We start from the raw sequence: 17,204 nt of genomic DNA, 5'->3' as shown, positions 1-17,204 counted from the left end.
CATCCACCTCCGCGCCGATCTACCCGCGCCCCGCACTGAGGAGATCCCCATGCCCAACGGCCTCATCCACGACGACAGCCTGCGCGCGCACCCCGACGGGCTCGCGCTTCGCCTGACCATCCCCTGGTATCGCAGTCTCTGGCTGTCATCGGTGACGACCCTCGCCCTCACCGTCGACGGGGAGCAGGTGGATGCCGACGACCTCCGGGTCGCGTTCGTCGACACCTCGTACCGGCTCGACGAACTGCCCGAACAGAGCGAACGACTGTGGTTCCTGCAGGAGCACCCGCTGCTGATCGCCCGCCGCGCCGCCCCGGTCGCCCTCGGCGAGACGCACGACGTCGTGCTGCACGGCGAGCTGCGCCTGCCCTACATGCAGATCGCGCCGGGCCCGGACGGCGGGCCCGGGATGTACGTGCCGAACGTCGTGCACGACGTGAAGACCCTCACGGTCGTCGACGCGGATGCCGGGATCCCCGCGCTCGTGTCGGACGTCACGCCACCGCCCCCGGCGAGTGACGACGACCCGTTCCAGCTGGGGCTGACGCTGTACTCGGCGAGCGCCGAGTTCCGCGCGGGGTACTTCGACTTCGACGGTCTGCTCGACCGCGTGGCGGAGCTGGGGATCGGCCCGGGCATCGAGATCGTGGCATCCCAGATGGTGCCGACCTACCCCGTGGTCGGCGACGACTTCGTGCGCACGTGGCGGGCGGCGTTCGACCGGCACGGGTTCGTCGCGAGCTCGTTCGGTGCGAACCTCGACATGGGGCGACGCCGTGATCGCGACATGACCCCCGACGAGGAGTTCGCCTTCTCGAAGCTCATGTTCGAGGGAGCGAAGAAGCTCGGCTTCCCGCTGGTGCGGATCCAGAGCGCGAAGCCCGAACTGCTGCGGCGACTGCTCCCGCTCGCGGAGGACCTCGAGTTGAAGCTCGCCTACGAGATCCACGCGCCGATGGGTCCGAACGCGGAGCCCGTGCTTCGCGTGCGCGAGACCTACGCCGAGCTCGATTCGCCCCTGCTGGGCTTCGTCGCCGACTTCTCCTCGACCATGCACGCGATGTCGCCGACCCTGCTGCGGGCCGTGCGCCGAGCGGGTCTTGACGACGAGGCGGTGGGGAAGCTGCAGGAGATCTGGGCGACGGATGCCGCGATGCGCGAGCGTCAGCAGGAGTTCCTCGGCTACCTGCGCGGCCGCGACTTCGACCCGGGTCGGCTGGGTTCGTTCGCGCACCTCGCCTTCAACATGCACGGCCATGTCGACCCGCGGGAGTGGGCCGACATCATGCCGCAGATCCTGCACGTGCACGCGAAGTTCTACGACATCGACGACAGCGGTCAGGAGCCGGCGATCGACTATCCCGAGCTCGTGCGCGTGTTCGTCGAGGGCGGGTACCGCGGCTTCTGGTCGAGTGAATGGGAGGGCCACGCCTTCGCCGAACTCGGCGACGTCGACCCCCTGCTGCTCGTGCGGCGCCAGCACGACCTCATCCGGGCGTCGATGCGGGCGGTGACGGCGGCCGTCTGAGCACACCGCGGGGTGCGGCGTGCGTGGGGCGCGCCGCACCCCGTCGGTGGCCTGGGGCGCGGACGGGAGTGGGCGGCGTCCCCTGGCCCTCGCCCGCCGGGGCGGCCGCGCAGCACGTGGGGCGCGGCCGGGCCGCGCTGAGACCGCCCGCTAGGCGGGAGCGTGCCCGGCGGCGATGACGCGGCCCGCTTCGGCGAAGAGCCCGCGCATCCACTCGTGCTCCGGATCGCGGGTGTGCGAGGGGTGCCACCACAGCGCGCTCACGAGGGGCGTCGCGGCGAAGGGCAGGGGTACGACCCGGATGCCGCCGATGCGCAGCAGATGGGGGGCGAGCGCCGACTGCACGAGCCCGACGCGACGGGTGCCGCTGACGAAGTGCCCGACCGAGAGGAAGCTCTCCAGCACCACCTCGATGTGCGGCTCGACGCCGAGCTGCTGGATCTGGCGGGCGGCCGAGGTGAACGCCGACCGCGATTGGAACGTGAGCACCCACGGCATGTCGGCGAGGTTCTGCATCGTCAGAGACTCTCCGACCTCGCCGTTGTCGGCCGAGACGACTGCGAACCAATCGTCCTGCCAGAGGTCGAGGTAGGGCAGCCCCGAGACGGGACCGTGCGGGATCACCATGCCGTCTGCCGAACGCAGCCGGTTGGCCGCGTCTTCGACGATGCCCGGGTTGTGCAGCATGTAGCGGAACCGCACGCCGGGCGCCCGCTCGGCGGCGAGCTGAGAGACGATCGTGCCGACGGTGACGAAGCCGTAGTCCGATCCGTAGATGGAGAACTCGCGGGTGGACTCCGCGGGCGACCACGACGCCTGGCTCTCGAACACGCGTCGGGCGGCCTCGAGCGCCGTCGTCGTGTGCTCGGTGAGCCGGACGGCGAACGGCGTCAGTTCGTAGGTGTTGCCACGGCGGGCGAGGATCTGGTCGTCGAAGTGGGTGCGCAGGCGCGCCAGCGATGCGCTGAGGGCGGGCTGGCTGAGGTGCAGCCGTTCCGCCGCGCGGGTGACGCTGCGCTCGGTGAGCAGGGCGTCGAGGGCGACCAGGAGGTTCAGGTCGAGGCGCGAGAGCGTCGCATGATCGGTCACCACGTCGTGATCCTTCGCTCGGGGAAGCTGTGGTCCGATCGTATCAACCGCATCTATGACGGAGCTAGGTGGCATATCCGCGGGCGATGAGGCGGCGGGCGCCCCGCCTTATGCGCCACATCGCGAAGACTTATGTGCGTTTTCTGCGCATCGCGCCGATACTGAGTCACACAGCACAGGCGCTCCCACCGAAGGGCTCGCCGACAACGTCGTCAGAAAGGCTGGCCATGACTCAGCATCGCCGCGTCACGCGGATCGCAGGTCTCCTCGTTCTTCCCGCCACCGCCGCCCTCGTCCTCGCCGGGTGCTCCGGCGGAGGAACGGGCGGTGCCGCAGAGGGCGATTCCGAATCGTTCACGTTCACCTTCGCCACCTCCAACAACCTCGAGAGCCCCTACGAGACGCTCGCCAAGGAGTACATGGCGGCGAACCCCGGTGTGACCATCACCACCAACCCCACGCCCAACGACAAGTACGGCGAGACCATCCGCACGCAGCTCCAGGCCGGCAACGCCTCCGACGTCGTGCAGACCACGCCCGGATCGGGCGACGCCCGCGGCCTCATCCCCCTCGCCGAAGCGGGCTTCCTCGAGCCCCTCGGCGACACGGCCACCTCGCTCGTGCCCTCCGGCAGCGAGACGCTGTTCGAGGTCGACGGCAAGACCTACGGTCAGCCCCTCGACTTCACCATCGCCGCCGTGGTCGCGAGCATGGGGACCGCCGGCATGAACGGCATCACCGAGTGGCCCACGACGATGGACGACTTCTACGCGGACTGCTCCGCTCTCGCGGGCCAGGGCAAGTCGATGCTCGCCCTCGCCGGCGCGGCCGGCCCCAACGCGGGTCTGACCGCCCAGGGCATCGCCGCGACCCGCGTGTACGCCTCCGACCCCGAGTTCAACACCGAGCGCGCCGCGGGCGAGACCACCTTCGCCGACAGCAAGGGCTGGGCCGATGCACTCCAGACCATCGTCGACCTGAAGGACGGCGGCTGCTTCCAGCCCGGTGCCGAGGGCGGCGGCTTCGACGCCATCACCAACGGCCTCGCCCAGGGCACCTCCATCGGCAGCTTCATCCCCTCGGGTTCGGCGGTCGAGATCGCCACGGCGGCCCCGCCGGAGGCGGACTTCAAGGTGCAGCCCTTCCCCGCGGCCGACGGCGGCAAGCCCTACGTGCTGGCGAGCTCGAACTACACGATCTCGATCAACGCGAAGTCGACCAAGAAGGATGCCGCGACGAAGTTCGTCGACTGGCTGGCGACGCCCGACGCGCAGCAGAAGTACTACGAGGCCTCGGGCCTGCTCCCCATCTCGGAGTACAAGAACCTGGACCTCAGCGACACGATCTACTCCGAGGTCGTCACCGACATCTCGAACGGCTCGTACACCACGCTGCCGAACAACGTCTGGCCCAACCCGGCCGTCTACGAGGCGCTGCAGGTGGGCGTCCAGGGTCTGCTGACCGGCCAGACCAGCATCGACCAGGTGCTTCAGAACATGGATTCGGCCTGGGGCAACTGAGAGATTCCGCCGCCCGGGACGTCGAGACCCGGGCGGCGGAGCCGCACCCCGATCGAGGATGACGAGGATCTGATGAGCACCACCTTCCGAAGCGGCGACATCGCCGCCACCGAGACCGAACGCGTGGTCCTGCCCCGCCGAGGCGGCCGTGGCCGCCGCACGGCACCGGCCCCGCGTCGCAAGGGCCTGTTGCAGTTCGGCTACTGGTGGTGGGCCCTGCCCGGGGTGCTCTTCGTCATCGGCATCCACTACGTCGCCACCAGCATCGGCGGCTTCTTCTCCTTCACGAACTGGACGGGCATCGGCGCCTTCGAGCTCGTCGGGCTCGACAACTTCGTCCGCATCTTCCAGGACCCCACCAAGATCGGCGCCCTGTGGAACACCCTGTTCCTGGCGTTCGGCTCGGTGATCCTCAGCAACGTCCTGGGCCTCGGCGTCGCCCTGGGCCTGAACCGGGGGCTGAAGAGCCGCTACATCCTGCGGACGCTGTTCTTCATGCCCGTGGTGCTCAGCCCGCTGGCCACCTCGTACATCTGGAAATTCATCTTCGACTACAACGGCCCGCTCAACCTCGTGCTGCGGGGGATGGGCCTCGACTCGATGGCGCGGGCGTGGATCGCCGACCCCACCTGGGCGATCTGGACGATCCTCGTCGTGCTCGTGTGGCAGAACATCGGCTTCGCGATGGTCATCTACATGGCGGGGCTGGCGGCGGTGCCCGTCGAGATCGAGGAGGCCGCGGCGATCGACGGCGCGAACCTCTGGCAGCGCTTCTGGCACGTGACCCTCCCCTCGATCCGCCCCGCCGTCGCGATCGCGACCACCCTGGGCCTCGTCAACGGCCTGCGCGTGTTCGACCAGATCATGGCGCTCACCGGCGGCGGACCCGCCGCCGCGACCGAGACCCTCGCGACGCAGGTCTACAAGCAGTCGTTCGCGCTCGGCAACTTCGGCTACGGCGCGGCGCTCGCGCTGCTGCTGACCCTCATCATCCTGGTCTTCGCCGTCGTGCAGCAGCGCCTGACCGGCGGCCGCTCGGAGGAGAACTGACATGTTCCGCTACACCAAGCTCACGGGCCTGCGGGAGTTCCTGTTCTGGATCGCGGCCCTCGCGTTCCTGCTCCCCTTCTACTTCCTCGTCACCACGTCGCTGAAGTCGGATCGCGAGGTGATCACGTCGTCGACGCTGGCGCCGCCGAGCGCCCCCGATTTCGGCAACTTCGTCAAGGTGCTCACCGCGACCGGAAACTCCAACGTCGTGATGGGCCTGATCAACAGCATCATCATCACCGCCGGCAGCATCGTGCTCATGGTGCTGCTGGGCTCCCTCACCGGCTACGTCATCGCCCGCAGCACCCGGCGCTGGAGCCGCGTGGTGTACTACCTGTTCCTCGTCGCCATCGTGCTGCCGACCCAGCTGGGTACGGTCCCGCTGTACATCGGCGCCCGCGCGCTCGGTCTCACCGGATCGGCGTGGGGCATGATCATCCTCTACACCGGCATGCTGCTGCCGCTGTCGATCTTCCTCTACGCGGGCTTCTTCCGCGGGCTCGGCACCGAGTACGAGGAGGCCGCGACCATCGACGGCGCGAGCCGCACGCAGATCTTCTTCCGCATCGTGCTGCCGCTCATGTCGCCGGCGACCGGCACCGTCGCGATCCTCGCGGGCCTGATCGTCTGGAACGACTTCTTCACCTCGCTGATCTTCCTCGGCGGATCGGCGAACCAGACCCTCCCGGTGGCCATGTACTACTACATCGGCTCGCTCGTGTCGGCCTGGAACCAGATCTTCGCGATCGTCATCGTCTCGATGATCCCGATCCTCGCCTTCTACCTCTTCGCCCAGAAGCGCTTCATCCAGGGCTTCGCCGGCGGTTTGAAGGGCTGACGCCTTCCTCTCGAGGGTGCCGGCCCACCGGCCCCATCGGCTGAGCCCACCTGGATGCCGCAGAGCGCGGCATCCGTCGATCGTCGCGCCCGCGTTCCCGAAAGGACACCCCGTGTACCAACTCGCCCCCAACATCGAGCTCCTCTTCACCGAGGCCGGCGATTACCACGACCGCGTCCGCGCGGCGGCGGCCGCGGGCTTCGACGCCGTGGAGATGTGGGGTCCGACCGGAGTCGACGCCCCCGCGACGCCGAAGGACCTACCCGCCCTCAAGGCCGCGCTCCAGGAGACCGGCGTGCAGCTCACCGCGCAGCTGGCCGAACCCCGCACGCAGTTCATGATCCCGCCGTGGGACCACTCGGAGTTCTTCCGCAAGCTCGACGAGGGCGTCGAGATCGCCCGCGACCTCGGCTGCCCGCGCCTGGTCGTGGGAAGCGGCACGGGCTTCGGCGGGTGGAAGCGCCAGGTGCAGCTCGACAAGCTCGTCGAGATCTACCAGAAGGCCATCGCGCAGATCGACGGCTCGGGGATCGGACTCGTGCTCGAGCCGGTCAACGTCCGCGTCGATCACCCCGGGTCGCTCCTGGACCGCACCTCCGAGGCCGTGTACGTCGCGCGCGGCGTGGCCTCGCCGCAGTTCGGCGTGCTCTACGACATCTACCACTCGGCCGTCGAGGGCGAGGACATGGAGGCGGAGCTCGCGAACGCCGGCGGTCTCATCCACTACGTGCAGCTCGCCGACGCCCCCGGCCGGGGCGAGCCCGGGGCGGGCGAGCTGGACTGGAGCGAGCGCTTCCGTCTGCTCCGCGACGCAGGCTACGACGGCCCGGTGGGTCTGGAGTACTACCCGACCACCGCGTCGGAGGCCTCGGTCGCCCACGTCGTCGAGATCGCACGCGCCGCATGAACGCCCGGCGGTATCCGCACGCGGTCGACGTCGTGATCGTCGGCAGCGGACCCACGGGGGCGGCCTACGCGCGCATCCTCTCGGAGCGGGCGCCGGGCGCGACCATCGCCATGTTCGAGGTCGGCCCGACGGTGTCGGACCCTCCCGGTGCGCACGTGAAGAACATCGCCGATCCGGCCGAGCGCGCCCGCGCGCAGGTGGCGTCGGAGGGCCCGGGCGAGCGCGGAGAGAAGGTCGCCAACCCGGGGGCGGCGAAGGCGGGGGTGCGCGGAGCGCGTCCCGGTACCTTCCTGCTCGAGGACGGCTACGCCTTCGACGGCGAGGACGGGATGCCGGTCGCGGCGATGTCGAGCAACGTCGGCGGTATGGCGGCGCACTGGACGGGCGCGTGCCCGCGCCCGAACGACAGCGAGCGCATCACCTTCCTGCCCGACCTCGACGAGCTGCTCGCCGAGGGGGAGCGTCTGCTGGGAGTGCGCACCGACGCCTTCGACGCCGCGCCCTTCGGCGCCATCGTGCGCGAGCGACTGTCCGCCGCGGTCGACGAGGGGCGCGTCGAGGCGACCCGGGTGCAGCGGATGCCGTTGGCCGCCCACCGTCGCGACGACGGCCGCCTGGTGTGGTCGGGGTCGGACGTGGTGCTCGGCGACGTGACGCGCGACAACCCCGGCTTCTCGCTGATCGACGAGACCCTCGTGACCGCGGTCGTGCGCGACGCGGGCCGCGCCGCGGGCGTGCGTGTGCGCGACCTGCGCTCGGGGGAGGAGCACGAGGTCGCCGCCCGGTTCGTGGTGGTCGCCGCCGATGCGCTGCGCACCCCGCAGCTGCTGTGGGCGTCGGGCGTGCGTCTCCACGCCCTCGGTCGCTACCTCAACGACCAGGCGCAGATCGTGTTCGCGGCGCGCCTGCGCGACATGCCGCCCCTCGACGCCGACGCTCCCGCGACAGGGCTCGCCGAGTACAGCGGCGTGAGCTGGGTGCCGTTCACCGACGGCATGCCCTTCCACGGTCAGATCATGCAGCTCGACGCCTCGCCCATCCCGCTCGCCGAGGACGACCCCGTCGTGCCCGGCTCGATCGTGGGGCTCGGCCTTTTCTGCGCGAAAGACCTGCAGGCAGAGGATCGCGTCGCCTTCGACGACGATCACGTCGACGGCTACGGGATGCCGGCACCCCGCATCCACTACACGCTCACGGCCCGCGACCACGAGGTCATCGACCGTGCGCGGCGGGAGGTGGTGCGTCTCGGTGAAGCGGTCGGAGACCCGCTCGACAGCCGTCCGTTCACCCTGCCGCCGGGGTCGTCGCTGCACTATCAGGGCTCGACGCGCATGGGTGTCGCCGACGACGGCACGAGCGTGTGCGACGTCGACAGCGAGGTCTGGGGCGTCCCGGATCTGTTCGTCGCCGGCAACGGGGTCATTCCGACCTCGACCGCGTGCAACCCCACGCTGACGTCGGTGGCTCTGGCGGTGCGAGGGGCGCGGAAGATCGCGGCGGTGCTGTCGCGGGAGCAGGTCGGCACGGCATCCGTATCGGTCTGACTCTTGCTTATGCAGGAATAAGACATTAGTGTGTAGGAATCAAGACAAAGAGGTCTGCGGCTGAGGCCGCACCGACGAGGAGGTCATCGTGATCCCGGATCGCATCATCGAGCAGGGGACGCTCACCGCCCACGGCGGACGCGCGTCGGTGGAGGTGCGCCTGCCCTGGTACCGGGCGCTGCCGGCATCCTGCATCTCAGGAGCGAAGCTGACCGTCGACGGCGTCGAGGCGCCGGTCGACTCCCTGCGGTGGGGCATGAACGGCGAGGAGTTCACCTTCGCCGAGATGAAGACGAACACCGAGCAATGGTGGTTCCCCACCGACTCCGCGGTGCTCTCGGGAGAGGTGGCGGCGGATGCCGGCGCACACGAGGTGCGCGTCGACCTCGAGCTCTACATCCCGTACATCATCATCGCCGACGACCAGGTGCTCCACATCGAGGAGCACGACGTGAAGTCGATGACCGTCCGTCAGGCCGAGGAGGCCCGCGCATGACCGCTTCGTCCCCGGGCACTCCCATCCAGGGTGTCACCCTCTACAGCTTCACCCGCGCCTTCCACGGCCGCGAATACGATCTCGACCAGCTCATCCGCAAGACCGCGGCCGAGGGTTTCGGGCCCGGGCTGGAGATCATCGGATTCTCGAGCTTCCGCGGGTTCCCCGAGATCGACGACCACTTCGCCGGGCGCTTCTCCGACCTCGTCGACGAGGTCGGCCTCGTGCGCACCTCGCTCGCCGTCAACGCCGACATCGGCCTGCGCCCCGACAAGCTCATGAACCAGGACGAGCTCCTCGCCTATATGCGCAAGCAGATCGCGGCGGCAGCGAAGCTCGGCTTCCCCATCGCCCGCGTGCAGATCTCGATCACGCCCGACTCGATGGAGGCCCTCGCCCCCGTCGCCGAGGAGTACGGTGTGACGCTCGCCCTCGAGGTGCACGCCGACCAGTACGCCTCGCACCCGCGCATCCTGGCGCTGCGCGACCGCTACGAGAAGGTCGGCTCGCCTTTCCTCGGCTTCACGATGGACTGGGGTGCGACCGTCTCGGGCTTCGCCCCCTCGCTCATCGAGGCGTATCGCCGCCGCGGCGCCTCGGAGGAGTTGCTGGCCGCCGTCGTGCAGCTGTGGGACGACTTCTACGAGCAGGGCCCGCCTGCCGACCAGGCCGATCACGGGCAACGTTTCGGGCGGTTCATCGGCCTCGCGCACCAGCACGGCCGGCCCGATCTCGGCATCGACTTCGGCATCAACGGCACGGGCCTGTTCGGTCCGGCGCGCGTGGACGACTGGCTCGAGATCATGCCGTGGGTGAAGCACGTTCACGGCAAGTTCTTCGGCATCGACGAGAACGGGAACGAGCCCTCGGTGCCCGTGGCCGACCTCATCACGCTGCTCGTCGACAACGGCTACAGCGGCGCCGTCTCGAGCGAGTACGAGGGCTGGCACTGGAACCACTGGCAGAGCCCCTTCGAGATCATCCGCGGGGAGCAGGCCCTCCAGCGCACCGCGGCCGAGGCCGCCGGCTCTCGCATGATCACGGATGTCGCGGAGGCGCGCCGCGCGCTGGACGCCCACCTCGCGCACGCCGTGCGCGCCTGACGACAGGCTCAGGGACCCCCCTTCGACAGGCTCAGGGACCCTCCGGCCGAGGTGGCTGAGCCTGTCGAAGCCACCGGCACCACCCTCCGACTCATGACACAAGGACCGAAATGACGAACGACACCACCGGCATCGCCGGAACCGGCATCAAGCTCGGCACCACGCTCTACTCGATGACGAGCGAGTTCGCCGCCGGTCTCTACACCCCCGAGAGCCTCATCAAAGAGGTGCACGACCAGGGCATCGGCCCGGGTGTGGAGTTCAACTTCGCGCAGCTGCTGCGCTCGTACCCCGATGTCGACGCGGAGTTCGTCACGCTCTGGTTCGACTCGCTCGAGAAGTACGGCCTCGAGGCCAGCGCCGTCGGCACCAACCTCGACATGGGCCGCCTCAAGAGCCGCGACATGACGCTCGACGAGGAGCATGACTTCCTCGCCCGTCAGTTGAAGGCCGCGCACACCCTCGGCTTCAAGAAGATCGTCATCCGCTCGCACGGCAAGGAACTGCTGCGGAGCCTGCTTCCGCTCGCCGAGAAGTACGACCAGAAGCTCGGGTACGAAATCCACGCGCCGTCGGGACCCAACGACCCCAAGGTGCTCGAGATGCGCGAGATGTACGAGGAGCTGCAGTCGGACCGCCTCGGCTTCACCGCCGACTTCTCCTCGACCATGCACTCGCTCTCGCCGACGCTCCTGCGCACCCTCGGGCAGATGGGCATGGACGAGAAGCACTTCCCGGTCATGGAGGAGATCTGGCACGAGCCGACCCCGATGCACGTGCGCAACCAGAAGTTCGAGGACTACCTCTCGGGCGAGGGCGTCGACTTCCTGCGCTTCGGGCCGTTCACGCGTCTCGCGTTCAACATGCACGGTCTCGTCGCTCCCGAGGAGTGGCTCGACATCATGCCGCAGATCTTCCACGTGCACGCGAAGTTCTACGACATCGGCGCCGACGGCGAAGAGCCCGCCATGGACATCCCGCGCATCGTGAAGCAGTTCGTCATCGGCGGCTACGAGGGCTACCTCTCCAGCGAGTGGGAGGGTCACGCCTTCAGCGACCTCGGCGAGAGCGACCCCATCGACCTCGTCAAGAAGCAGCACGCGCTCATGCGCACGGCGATCGAAGACACCGTCGCCCAGCGCGCCGACGCGACCCAGCCCGCCTGACCCCGATCTCGAAGGAGTGGACATGTCTAGCACCACCGAGACATCCGTCACCGATCTCGTCGCCGAGGTCGCGCGTCTGCGGGAACAGGTCGAGGCCGCCCACCGGCTCGCCCAGCGCGCCGAGGACCGCGGGCAGGTCGAGAACCTCTTCAACCGCTACATGTACCTGCACAACGCGTTCGAGGACGAGCAGATCATCCCGCTGTGGGTGAAGGAGGGGACGGAGGGCATCCGCGCCCGGTACACCAACGCCGGGCAGTACACGACGTGGCAGAGCGTCACCGACTACCACCGCGGTCGCCCGCACCCCGAGGGCAAGCTCATCCTGCACGCCACGAACACCCCGGTGATCGAGGTCGCCGCCGACGGCGAGACGGCCAAGGGTGTCTGGATGATGGCCGGCACCGAGTCGGGGCTGACCGACCCGAAGGTCGCCGAGGCCTTCCCCGACATGTACTCGCCCGACGAGGTGCTCGGCAAGAAGGTCTGGGCGCACTGGGTCTGGTGCAAGTACGCCATCGACTTCCGCAAGCAGGACGGCGAGTGGAAGTTCTGGAAGTTCCGTTGCTACGAGCTCGCCCGCGCTCCGTTCGAAGAGAACTGGGTGAGCTTCGGTGTGAAGAACCAGGGCGCCTTCGACCTCGACCTCATGTACTTCGGCGACGACGGCAAGCCCGTCTTCATGCCGCCGGCCGATGAGCCGGTGCCCGCGAAGAACCACCCCTACAGCCCCGAGACCACGCAGAAGCTCGAGCCCGTGCCCCCGGTGGCACACGACCGCTTCACCGACACCTTCGCCTAGGAGCACTCATGGCCACTCACAACTCCCTCTTCGCCGAGAAGGACGTCCGCCGCACCGACGACGGTCTCGCGGTCTCGGTGCAGCTGCCCTGGTACCGCAGCCTCTGGCTGTCGGCCGTCGACGACGTCGCCGTCATCGTGAACGGGGTCACCGTGCCGAAGGACGACCTCCGCTTCTCGCTCGAGGGCCGCCAGTACCGCGTCGAGGAACTGCCCCAGCAGTCCGAGACGCTGTGGTTCGTCGCCGATCGCCCGGACGTGCTCATCCATCTCGACGCCCCGCCCGCCGCGGGTGAGACGGTCGCCGTCGAGGTCGTGCTGACCATGCGCCTGCTCTACATGCAGATCATGCCGGGCGCCGACGGCGGACCCGGTCGCTACGTCACCAACCGCGTGCCGGTCGAGCGCGAACTGGTGCTGCAATGACCCTCCCACCGGCCCACGGTCCCCTCCGCGTCGCGATGATCGGGTACGGCTTCATGGGTGCCGCCCACTCCGTGGGGTGGCGTCAGGCGCCGCGCATGTTCGATCTGCCGCGCGCGGTCGAGATGACCGTCGTCGTCGGACGCAACGCGGATGCCGTGGCCTCGGCCGCCCGCAAATGGGGCTGGGCCGAGTCGGCCACCGACTGGCGCGAGATCGTCGCGCGCGACGACATCGACATCGTCGACATCGTCACGCCGGGCGAATCGCACGCCGAGATCGCGATCGCCGCCCTCGAGGCCGGCAAGCACGTGCTGTGCGAGAAGCCCTTGGCCAACACCGTGGCCGAGGCCGAGGCGATGGCCGAGGCCGCCGGGCGCGCCCGCGCGCGCGGCATCCGTTCGATGGTGGGGTTCACCTATCGCCGCGTGCCGGCCGTCACGCTGTTGCGCGACATGATCGCCGAGGGTGCCGTCGGCACCGTACAGCAGGTGCGCGCGGCGTACCGGCAGGACTGGCTCGTCGACCCCGAGATGCCGCTGATGTGGCGTCTGCAGAAGGAGCACGCCGGTTCGGGCGCGCTGGGCGACATCGGTGCGCACATCATCGACATGACGCAGTTCGTCACCGGCCTCGGCGTCGAGCAGGTGTCGGGCACGGTCGACACGATCGTCGCCGAGCGTCCGCTGCCCGGCGACGGGTCGATGGGCCTGGCCGCGGCCGCCGGCGAGAACGGGAGGGGTGCGGTCACGGTTGATGACGTCGCCCTCTTCACGGGCCGCTTGGCGAACGGCGCGCTGGCCTCCTTCGAGGCGACGCGCTTCGCGACCGGACGCAAGAACGCGCTCACCATCGAGGTGTCGGGCGACCGCGGCGCGCTCGTCTTCGACCTCGAAGACCTCAACAGCCTGCGTTTCTACGACCGCACCGCGCCCGAGGGCCGGCAGGGCTTCACCCAGGTGCTCGTCACCGAGCCGCAGCATCCGTACGTCTCGGCATGGTGGCCCGCCGGCCACATGCTCGGCTACGAGCACGGCTTCACCCATCAGGTCGTCGACCTCGTCGGAGCGATCGACGCGGGCACCGATCCGCACCCCTCGTTCGAGGAGGGCCTGCGCGTGCAGCGCGTGCTCGACGCCGTCGAACGCAGCAGCGCCGCCGAGTCCGCCTGGACCCGCGTGGGCGCCCCCGTTCCCGCACTCTGAAAAGGAATCCCGTCATGGCTCGTCCCGTCACCCTGTTCACCGGCCAGTGGGCCGACCTGCCCTTCGAGGAGGTGGCGCGGCTCGCCGGGGAGTGGGGCTACGACGGTCTCGAGATCGCGTGCTGGGGCGACCACATCGACGTCGCGCGCTGGGACGACGAGGCCTACGTGCAGTCGCGGCTCGACGTGCTCGAGAAGAACGGTCTGAAGGTCTGGACCATCTCCAACCACCTCGTCGGCCAGGCCGTCTGCGACGAACCCATCGACGAGCGCCACCACGACATCGTCCCCTCCCGGGTGTGGGGAGACGGGGATGCCGAGGGCGTGCGTCGACGCGCGGCCGAGGAGCTGAAGGACACGGCGCGGTTCGCCGCGAAACTCGGGGTGAAGACGGTCACCGGGTTCACCGGGTCGAGCATCTGGAAGTACGTCGCGATGTTCCCGCCCGCCTCCGACGCCATGATCGAGCGAGGGTACGCGGACTTCGCCGCGCGCTGGCATCCGATCCTCGACGTCTTCGAGGAGGTCGGCGTGCGTTTCGCCCTCGAGGTGCACCCCTCCGAGATCGCCTACGACTACTGGACCGCGAAGAAGACACTGGATGCCATCGGTCACCGACCGAGCTTCGGCTTCAACTTCGACCCGTCGCACTTCGTCTGGCAGCAGCTGGACTCGGTCGCGTTCGTGCTCGACTTCGCCGACCACATCTTCCACGTGCACTGCAAGGAGTCCACGACCAACCTCGACGGACGCAACGGCGTGCTCGGCTCGCATCTGTCGTGGGACAACCCGGGCCGCGGGTGGACGTTCGTCTCGACCGGCCACGGCGACGTGCCGTGGGAGCCGCTCTTCCGCGCGCTCAACGCCATCGGCTACGACGGCCCGACGAGCGTGGAGTGGGAGGACGCCGGCATGGACCGCCTCATCGGCGGTCCCGAGGCGCTCGCCTTCGTTCGCACGCTCGGCGGGATCACCCCTCCGCACCAGCTGTTCGACGCCGCTTTCTCTCGCAAGGACTGACATGACCGACGTTCTGAAGGTGCTCATCCTCTCGGGTCACATGACCATCGAGCACGACAACGCCCACCGCAGCTTCCGCCTGCACAACCAGTGGATCACCACGCTGCTGGAGGACACCGGGCGCTTCTCGGTGCGCGTCGTCGAGGACCCGCGGGGTCTGCCGGCGAGCGTGATCGACAAGTACGACGTGCTCATCGTCATCTTCGAGGGCCGCGACGGCTACCACGACATGGCGACGGGCTTCGGTGCCGAGACGGACGCCGCGATCCTGCGTTTCGTCCACGACGAGGGCAAGGGCATCGTGTGGTTCCACGGCTCCGCCGCCCAAGAGGACCGCTGGGGCTACCCCGAGGAGTACAACGTCATGCGCGGAGCCAAGCTCAGCGCGTGGGAGACGGGCCTGCGCCCCCGGCCGTGGGGCGAGGCGCAGCTGCGCACGACCGAGCCGCGGCATCCGATCACCGAGGGCATCAACGAGACCTGGACCGTGACCGGCGACGACATCCTCGTCGGTGTGCAGATGTACGAGGGCGCGCAGGTGCTGCTGACGACCTTCGACGACCTCGAGGCGTACGAGAGGGCGCCGATCTGGCCCATGCCGCACTACCCGGTCGACATCCCGGAGGGCGGGATCGCGGAGCTTCCCGGCATCAACACCGACCAGCCCCTCGCGTGGATCAACGAGTACGGAGCGGGCCGCTCCTTCACGATCACGATCGGCCACGACATCGACACGTTCCGCCGCATCGAGTTCATCCACATGTTCCCGCGCGGCGTCGAGTGGGCCGCGACCGGGGAGGTCTCGCTGACCGGACCCGACCGCCGGGGCGATCGCCGCATCAACCCGTGGCCGTACTACAACGGCGAGGGCTGATGCGTGCGGCCCTGCGCGCCGTCGCGCCGGGCGCGCGGCCGAGGGTCGCGCCGGGTGCTACGGCTGAGCGTCGCGTCGGCTGAGGGTCGTGACACGCATAAACGCGATCCGTGCGCATAAACACGCGCGCACCGTGTTTATGCGCACGGATCGCGTTTATGCATGGGGATCGGGGGATGCCGGGCGCCGACGCCTGGCATCCCCCCTCCCGGTGACGTCAGCGGCTCACACGCTTGCCAGCGCCTCCCGCGCGAGCGCGAGGTGCCGCTCGGTCATCTGCCACGGGTCGTCGTCGAGCCACTCCTGTCCGCCCCACTCGCTGCAGAGTGTGCCGGCGAATCCCGTGCCGCGCAGAGCGGCCCCGACGTCGCGGATCGGTCGCGTGACACGGCCGTCGGCGTCGTCGAGGTCCCAGAACTTCAGGTGCGCCGCCCCGATCACGGGGAGGACGGATGCCAGATCCGACGCCTCCGACCGGCCGAATCGCACGAGCAGGTTCATGTACAGCGTGTGCACCGGCCCCGGCACCCCGCCCGCACGCAGCAGGGCGACGACGGCATCCTGGGTCGCGGGGTCGCGCCACTCGTCGCGGAGGCGCCGGAGCAGATCCGCGGGGAGGCCGCCGCGCTCGAGCCGGTCGAGGTAGGTGACCGGGAGGGCGGGCATGAGCATGCTGATGTCGAGCAGCAGGCGTACGCGGGGCGTGTCGAGTTCTCCGATGCGGTCGTAGGCCGCCGCGCGCGCGGTCGGCGTCTCGTGGCCCTGCGCTTCCTCGTAGAGCACGAGATCGAGCTCGTCCAGCAGCGGGACGAGCCCGTCCAGAAGGGCGCCGGCCTGGCCGATCGGAAGACGGACACCGGCCGCTCCGGTTGAGGCCGCCGCGCGCAGCTGCGGTTCGAGGAACGCGCGGCGTTCGGCATCAGTGCGTCGACGCCCCCGATCGAACTCGTCGATGCTGACCCCCACGATGCTCACGCCTCCGCCCGCGGCCGCGAGCCGATCGCGGAAGTCCGTCGTCTCGGTGGGTGGCGGGGAGGGGAATCCGCGCCACGTCTGGCCCAGTTCGATCTCGATGGCGCTCGCGGTCCCGCCCTCGACCAGAGAGAGTGCCAGGTCGGGAGCAGTCCGCTCGGCACGGATCACCTCCGGGGTGAGGTTGAAGGCACTGGCCGACAGCGTCCAGCCCGCGGGGAGGCTCACGCGGCGCTCCGGACGTCGCGCGAGACGCTCGCGGCCGAGGCGCCGACCTCGAGCGTTCGGCGGAAGCAGAACGGCAGGCGAAGCGGCTGATCGGGCCCGCCGGGCAGGTACGGGATCTCGAGCCGGAACGAGACCTCCACCTCGTGGATGCCGGGGCTCACGGCATCCGGGACCTGCAGCACCACCCGGTCCTGCAGGTACCACCACGTGTCCTCGGCGGCCAGCTCGGTGGCGGTCACCCGTCGCGAGTCGATGAGCACGACCGGTTCGTACCCTCGTCCGTCGAGCTGCACGACGGGCTCGAGCAGGCTCGCCAGCGGGAGCGAGCGGATCCACGGCAGCGACAGGCGCACCTCGGTGGTGGTGGCGGTGACGCGCAGGGCGTCGTCGCGTAGGGCGGAGAGAGTCATGGCGGGCACGTCCTCGTGTCACGGCGCACCC

The 17,204-nt window shown here is 69.4% G+C and carries 17 protein-coding genes; 14 read left to right on the top strand and 3 right to left on the bottom strand.

Features of this window, described 5'->3' with window-relative positions; all coding sequences use genetic code 11:
• Positions 1–49: 49 nt before the first annotated feature.
• On the top strand, positions 50–1,528 hold the full coding sequence (locus tag QRO03_RS05610) for a C-glycoside deglycosidase beta subunit domain-containing protein (protein ID WP_285136542.1): 1,479 nt from the start codon (positions 50–52) through the stop codon (positions 1,526–1,528).
• Positions 1,529–1,678: 150 nt separating this feature from the next.
• Here QRO03_RS05610 and QRO03_RS05605 read toward each other — a convergent pair whose 3' ends face one another.
• The gene (locus tag QRO03_RS05605) at positions 1,679–2,617 is read right to left on the bottom strand and encodes a LysR family transcriptional regulator (RefSeq protein WP_285136909.1); all 939 of its coding nucleotides are present in this window, start codon (positions 2,615–2,617) and stop codon (positions 1,679–1,681) included.
• A 227-nt stretch (positions 2,618–2,844) separates the two neighbouring features.
• On the opposite strand from QRO03_RS05605, the gene QRO03_RS05600 reads away from it, so the two are divergent.
• The 13 genes from QRO03_RS05600 (at position 2,845) to QRO03_RS05540 (ending at position 15,563) form a co-directional block, all read left to right on the top strand.
• Positions 2,845–4,137: an ABC transporter substrate-binding protein gene (locus QRO03_RS05600; RefSeq protein ID WP_285136541.1), complete on the top strand. Its 1,293-nt coding sequence runs from the start codon at positions 2,845–2,847 to the stop codon at positions 4,135–4,137.
• 72 nt (positions 4,138–4,209) lie between these two features.
• Entirely contained in the window at positions 4,210–5,187 is a 978-nt protein-coding gene (locus tag QRO03_RS05595; RefSeq protein ID WP_285136540.1) for a carbohydrate ABC transporter permease, read from the top strand.
• A gap of 1 nt (position 5,188) precedes the next feature.
• Positions 5,189–6,025 (top strand): carbohydrate ABC transporter permease, encoded by an 837-nt coding sequence (locus tag QRO03_RS05590; RefSeq protein ID WP_285136539.1) that lies wholly within the window; start codon positions 5,189–5,191, stop codon positions 6,023–6,025.
• A 112-nt stretch (positions 6,026–6,137) separates the two neighbouring features.
• The gene (locus tag QRO03_RS05585) at positions 6,138–6,932 is read left to right on the top strand and encodes a TIM barrel protein (protein WP_285136538.1); all 795 of its coding nucleotides are present in this window, start codon (positions 6,138–6,140) and stop codon (positions 6,930–6,932) included.
• Positions 6,929–8,476 (top strand): c-glycoside 3-oxidase CarA, encoded by a 1,548-nt coding sequence (gene carA / locus QRO03_RS05580; protein WP_285136537.1) that lies wholly within the window; start codon positions 6,929–6,931, stop codon positions 8,474–8,476. The genes QRO03_RS05585 and carA overlap by 4 nt, the downstream gene beginning before the upstream one ends.
• An 88-nt stretch (positions 8,477–8,564) precedes the next feature.
• Positions 8,565–8,972, top strand: coding sequence for a C-glycoside deglycosidase beta subunit domain-containing protein (locus QRO03_RS05575; RefSeq protein ID WP_285136536.1), 408 nt, complete (start codon positions 8,565–8,567; stop codon positions 8,970–8,972).
• The gene (locus QRO03_RS05570; protein ID WP_285136535.1) at positions 8,969–10,075 is read left to right on the top strand and encodes a sugar phosphate isomerase/epimerase family protein; all 1,107 of its coding nucleotides are present in this window, start codon (positions 8,969–8,971) and stop codon (positions 10,073–10,075) included. Before QRO03_RS05575 ends, QRO03_RS05570 begins: the two co-directional genes overlap by 4 nt.
• Before the next feature lie 110 nt (positions 10,076–10,185).
• Complete coding sequence (locus tag QRO03_RS05565; protein ID WP_285136534.1) at positions 10,186–11,241, top strand: sugar phosphate isomerase/epimerase family protein; 1,056 nt, start codon at positions 10,186–10,188, stop codon at positions 11,239–11,241.
• A 22-nt stretch (positions 11,242–11,263) separates the two neighbouring features.
• The gene (locus tag QRO03_RS05560) at positions 11,264–12,043 is read left to right on the top strand and encodes a nuclear transport factor 2 family protein (RefSeq protein WP_285136533.1); all 780 of its coding nucleotides are present in this window, start codon (positions 11,264–11,266) and stop codon (positions 12,041–12,043) included.
• Between the two features lie 8 nt (positions 12,044–12,051).
• On the top strand, positions 12,052–12,468 hold the full coding sequence (locus QRO03_RS05555) for a C-glycoside deglycosidase beta subunit domain-containing protein (protein ID WP_285136532.1): 417 nt from the start codon (positions 12,052–12,054) through the stop codon (positions 12,466–12,468).
• Positions 12,465–13,670 carry a Gfo/Idh/MocA family protein gene (locus QRO03_RS05550; protein WP_502883006.1) on the top strand — a complete coding sequence of 402 codons (1,206 nt, stop codon included), beginning with the start codon at positions 12,465–12,467 and terminating at the stop codon, positions 13,668–13,670. The genes QRO03_RS05555 and QRO03_RS05550 overlap by 4 nt, the downstream gene beginning before the upstream one ends.
• Before the next feature lie 14 nt (positions 13,671–13,684).
• Positions 13,685–14,689 carry a sugar phosphate isomerase/epimerase family protein gene (locus QRO03_RS05545; protein ID WP_285136531.1) on the top strand — a complete coding sequence of 335 codons (1,005 nt, stop codon included), beginning with the start codon at positions 13,685–13,687 and terminating at the stop codon, positions 14,687–14,689.
• Between the two features lies 1 nt (position 14,690).
• Entirely contained in the window at positions 14,691–15,563 is an 873-nt protein-coding gene (locus QRO03_RS05540) for a ThuA domain-containing protein (RefSeq protein WP_285136530.1), read from the top strand.
• Positions 15,564–15,788: 225 nt separating this feature from the next.
• Here the strand turns inward: QRO03_RS05540 and QRO03_RS05535 are convergent, their stop codons facing one another.
• Both QRO03_RS05535 and QRO03_RS05530 read right to left on the bottom strand, forming a co-directional pair.
• Positions 15,789–16,763 carry an IolE/MocC family protein gene (locus QRO03_RS05535; RefSeq protein WP_285136529.1) on the bottom strand — a complete coding sequence of 325 codons (975 nt, stop codon included), beginning with the start codon at positions 16,761–16,763 and terminating at the stop codon, positions 15,789–15,791.
• Positions 16,760–17,173, bottom strand: coding sequence for a hypothetical protein (locus QRO03_RS05530; protein ID WP_285136528.1), 414 nt, complete (start codon positions 17,171–17,173; stop codon positions 16,760–16,762). Before QRO03_RS05530 ends, QRO03_RS05535 begins: the two co-directional genes overlap by 4 nt.
• Positions 17,174–17,204 lie beyond the last annotated feature (31 nt).

The sequence above is a fragment of the Microbacterium sp. lyk4-40-TSB-66 genome (genome assembly GCF_030209475.1).
In the GTDB taxonomy this organism is placed as follows: Bacteria; Actinomycetota; Actinomycetes; order Actinomycetales; family Microbacteriaceae; genus Microbacterium.
This window is presented reverse-complemented; position numbering and strand designations above follow the sequence as displayed.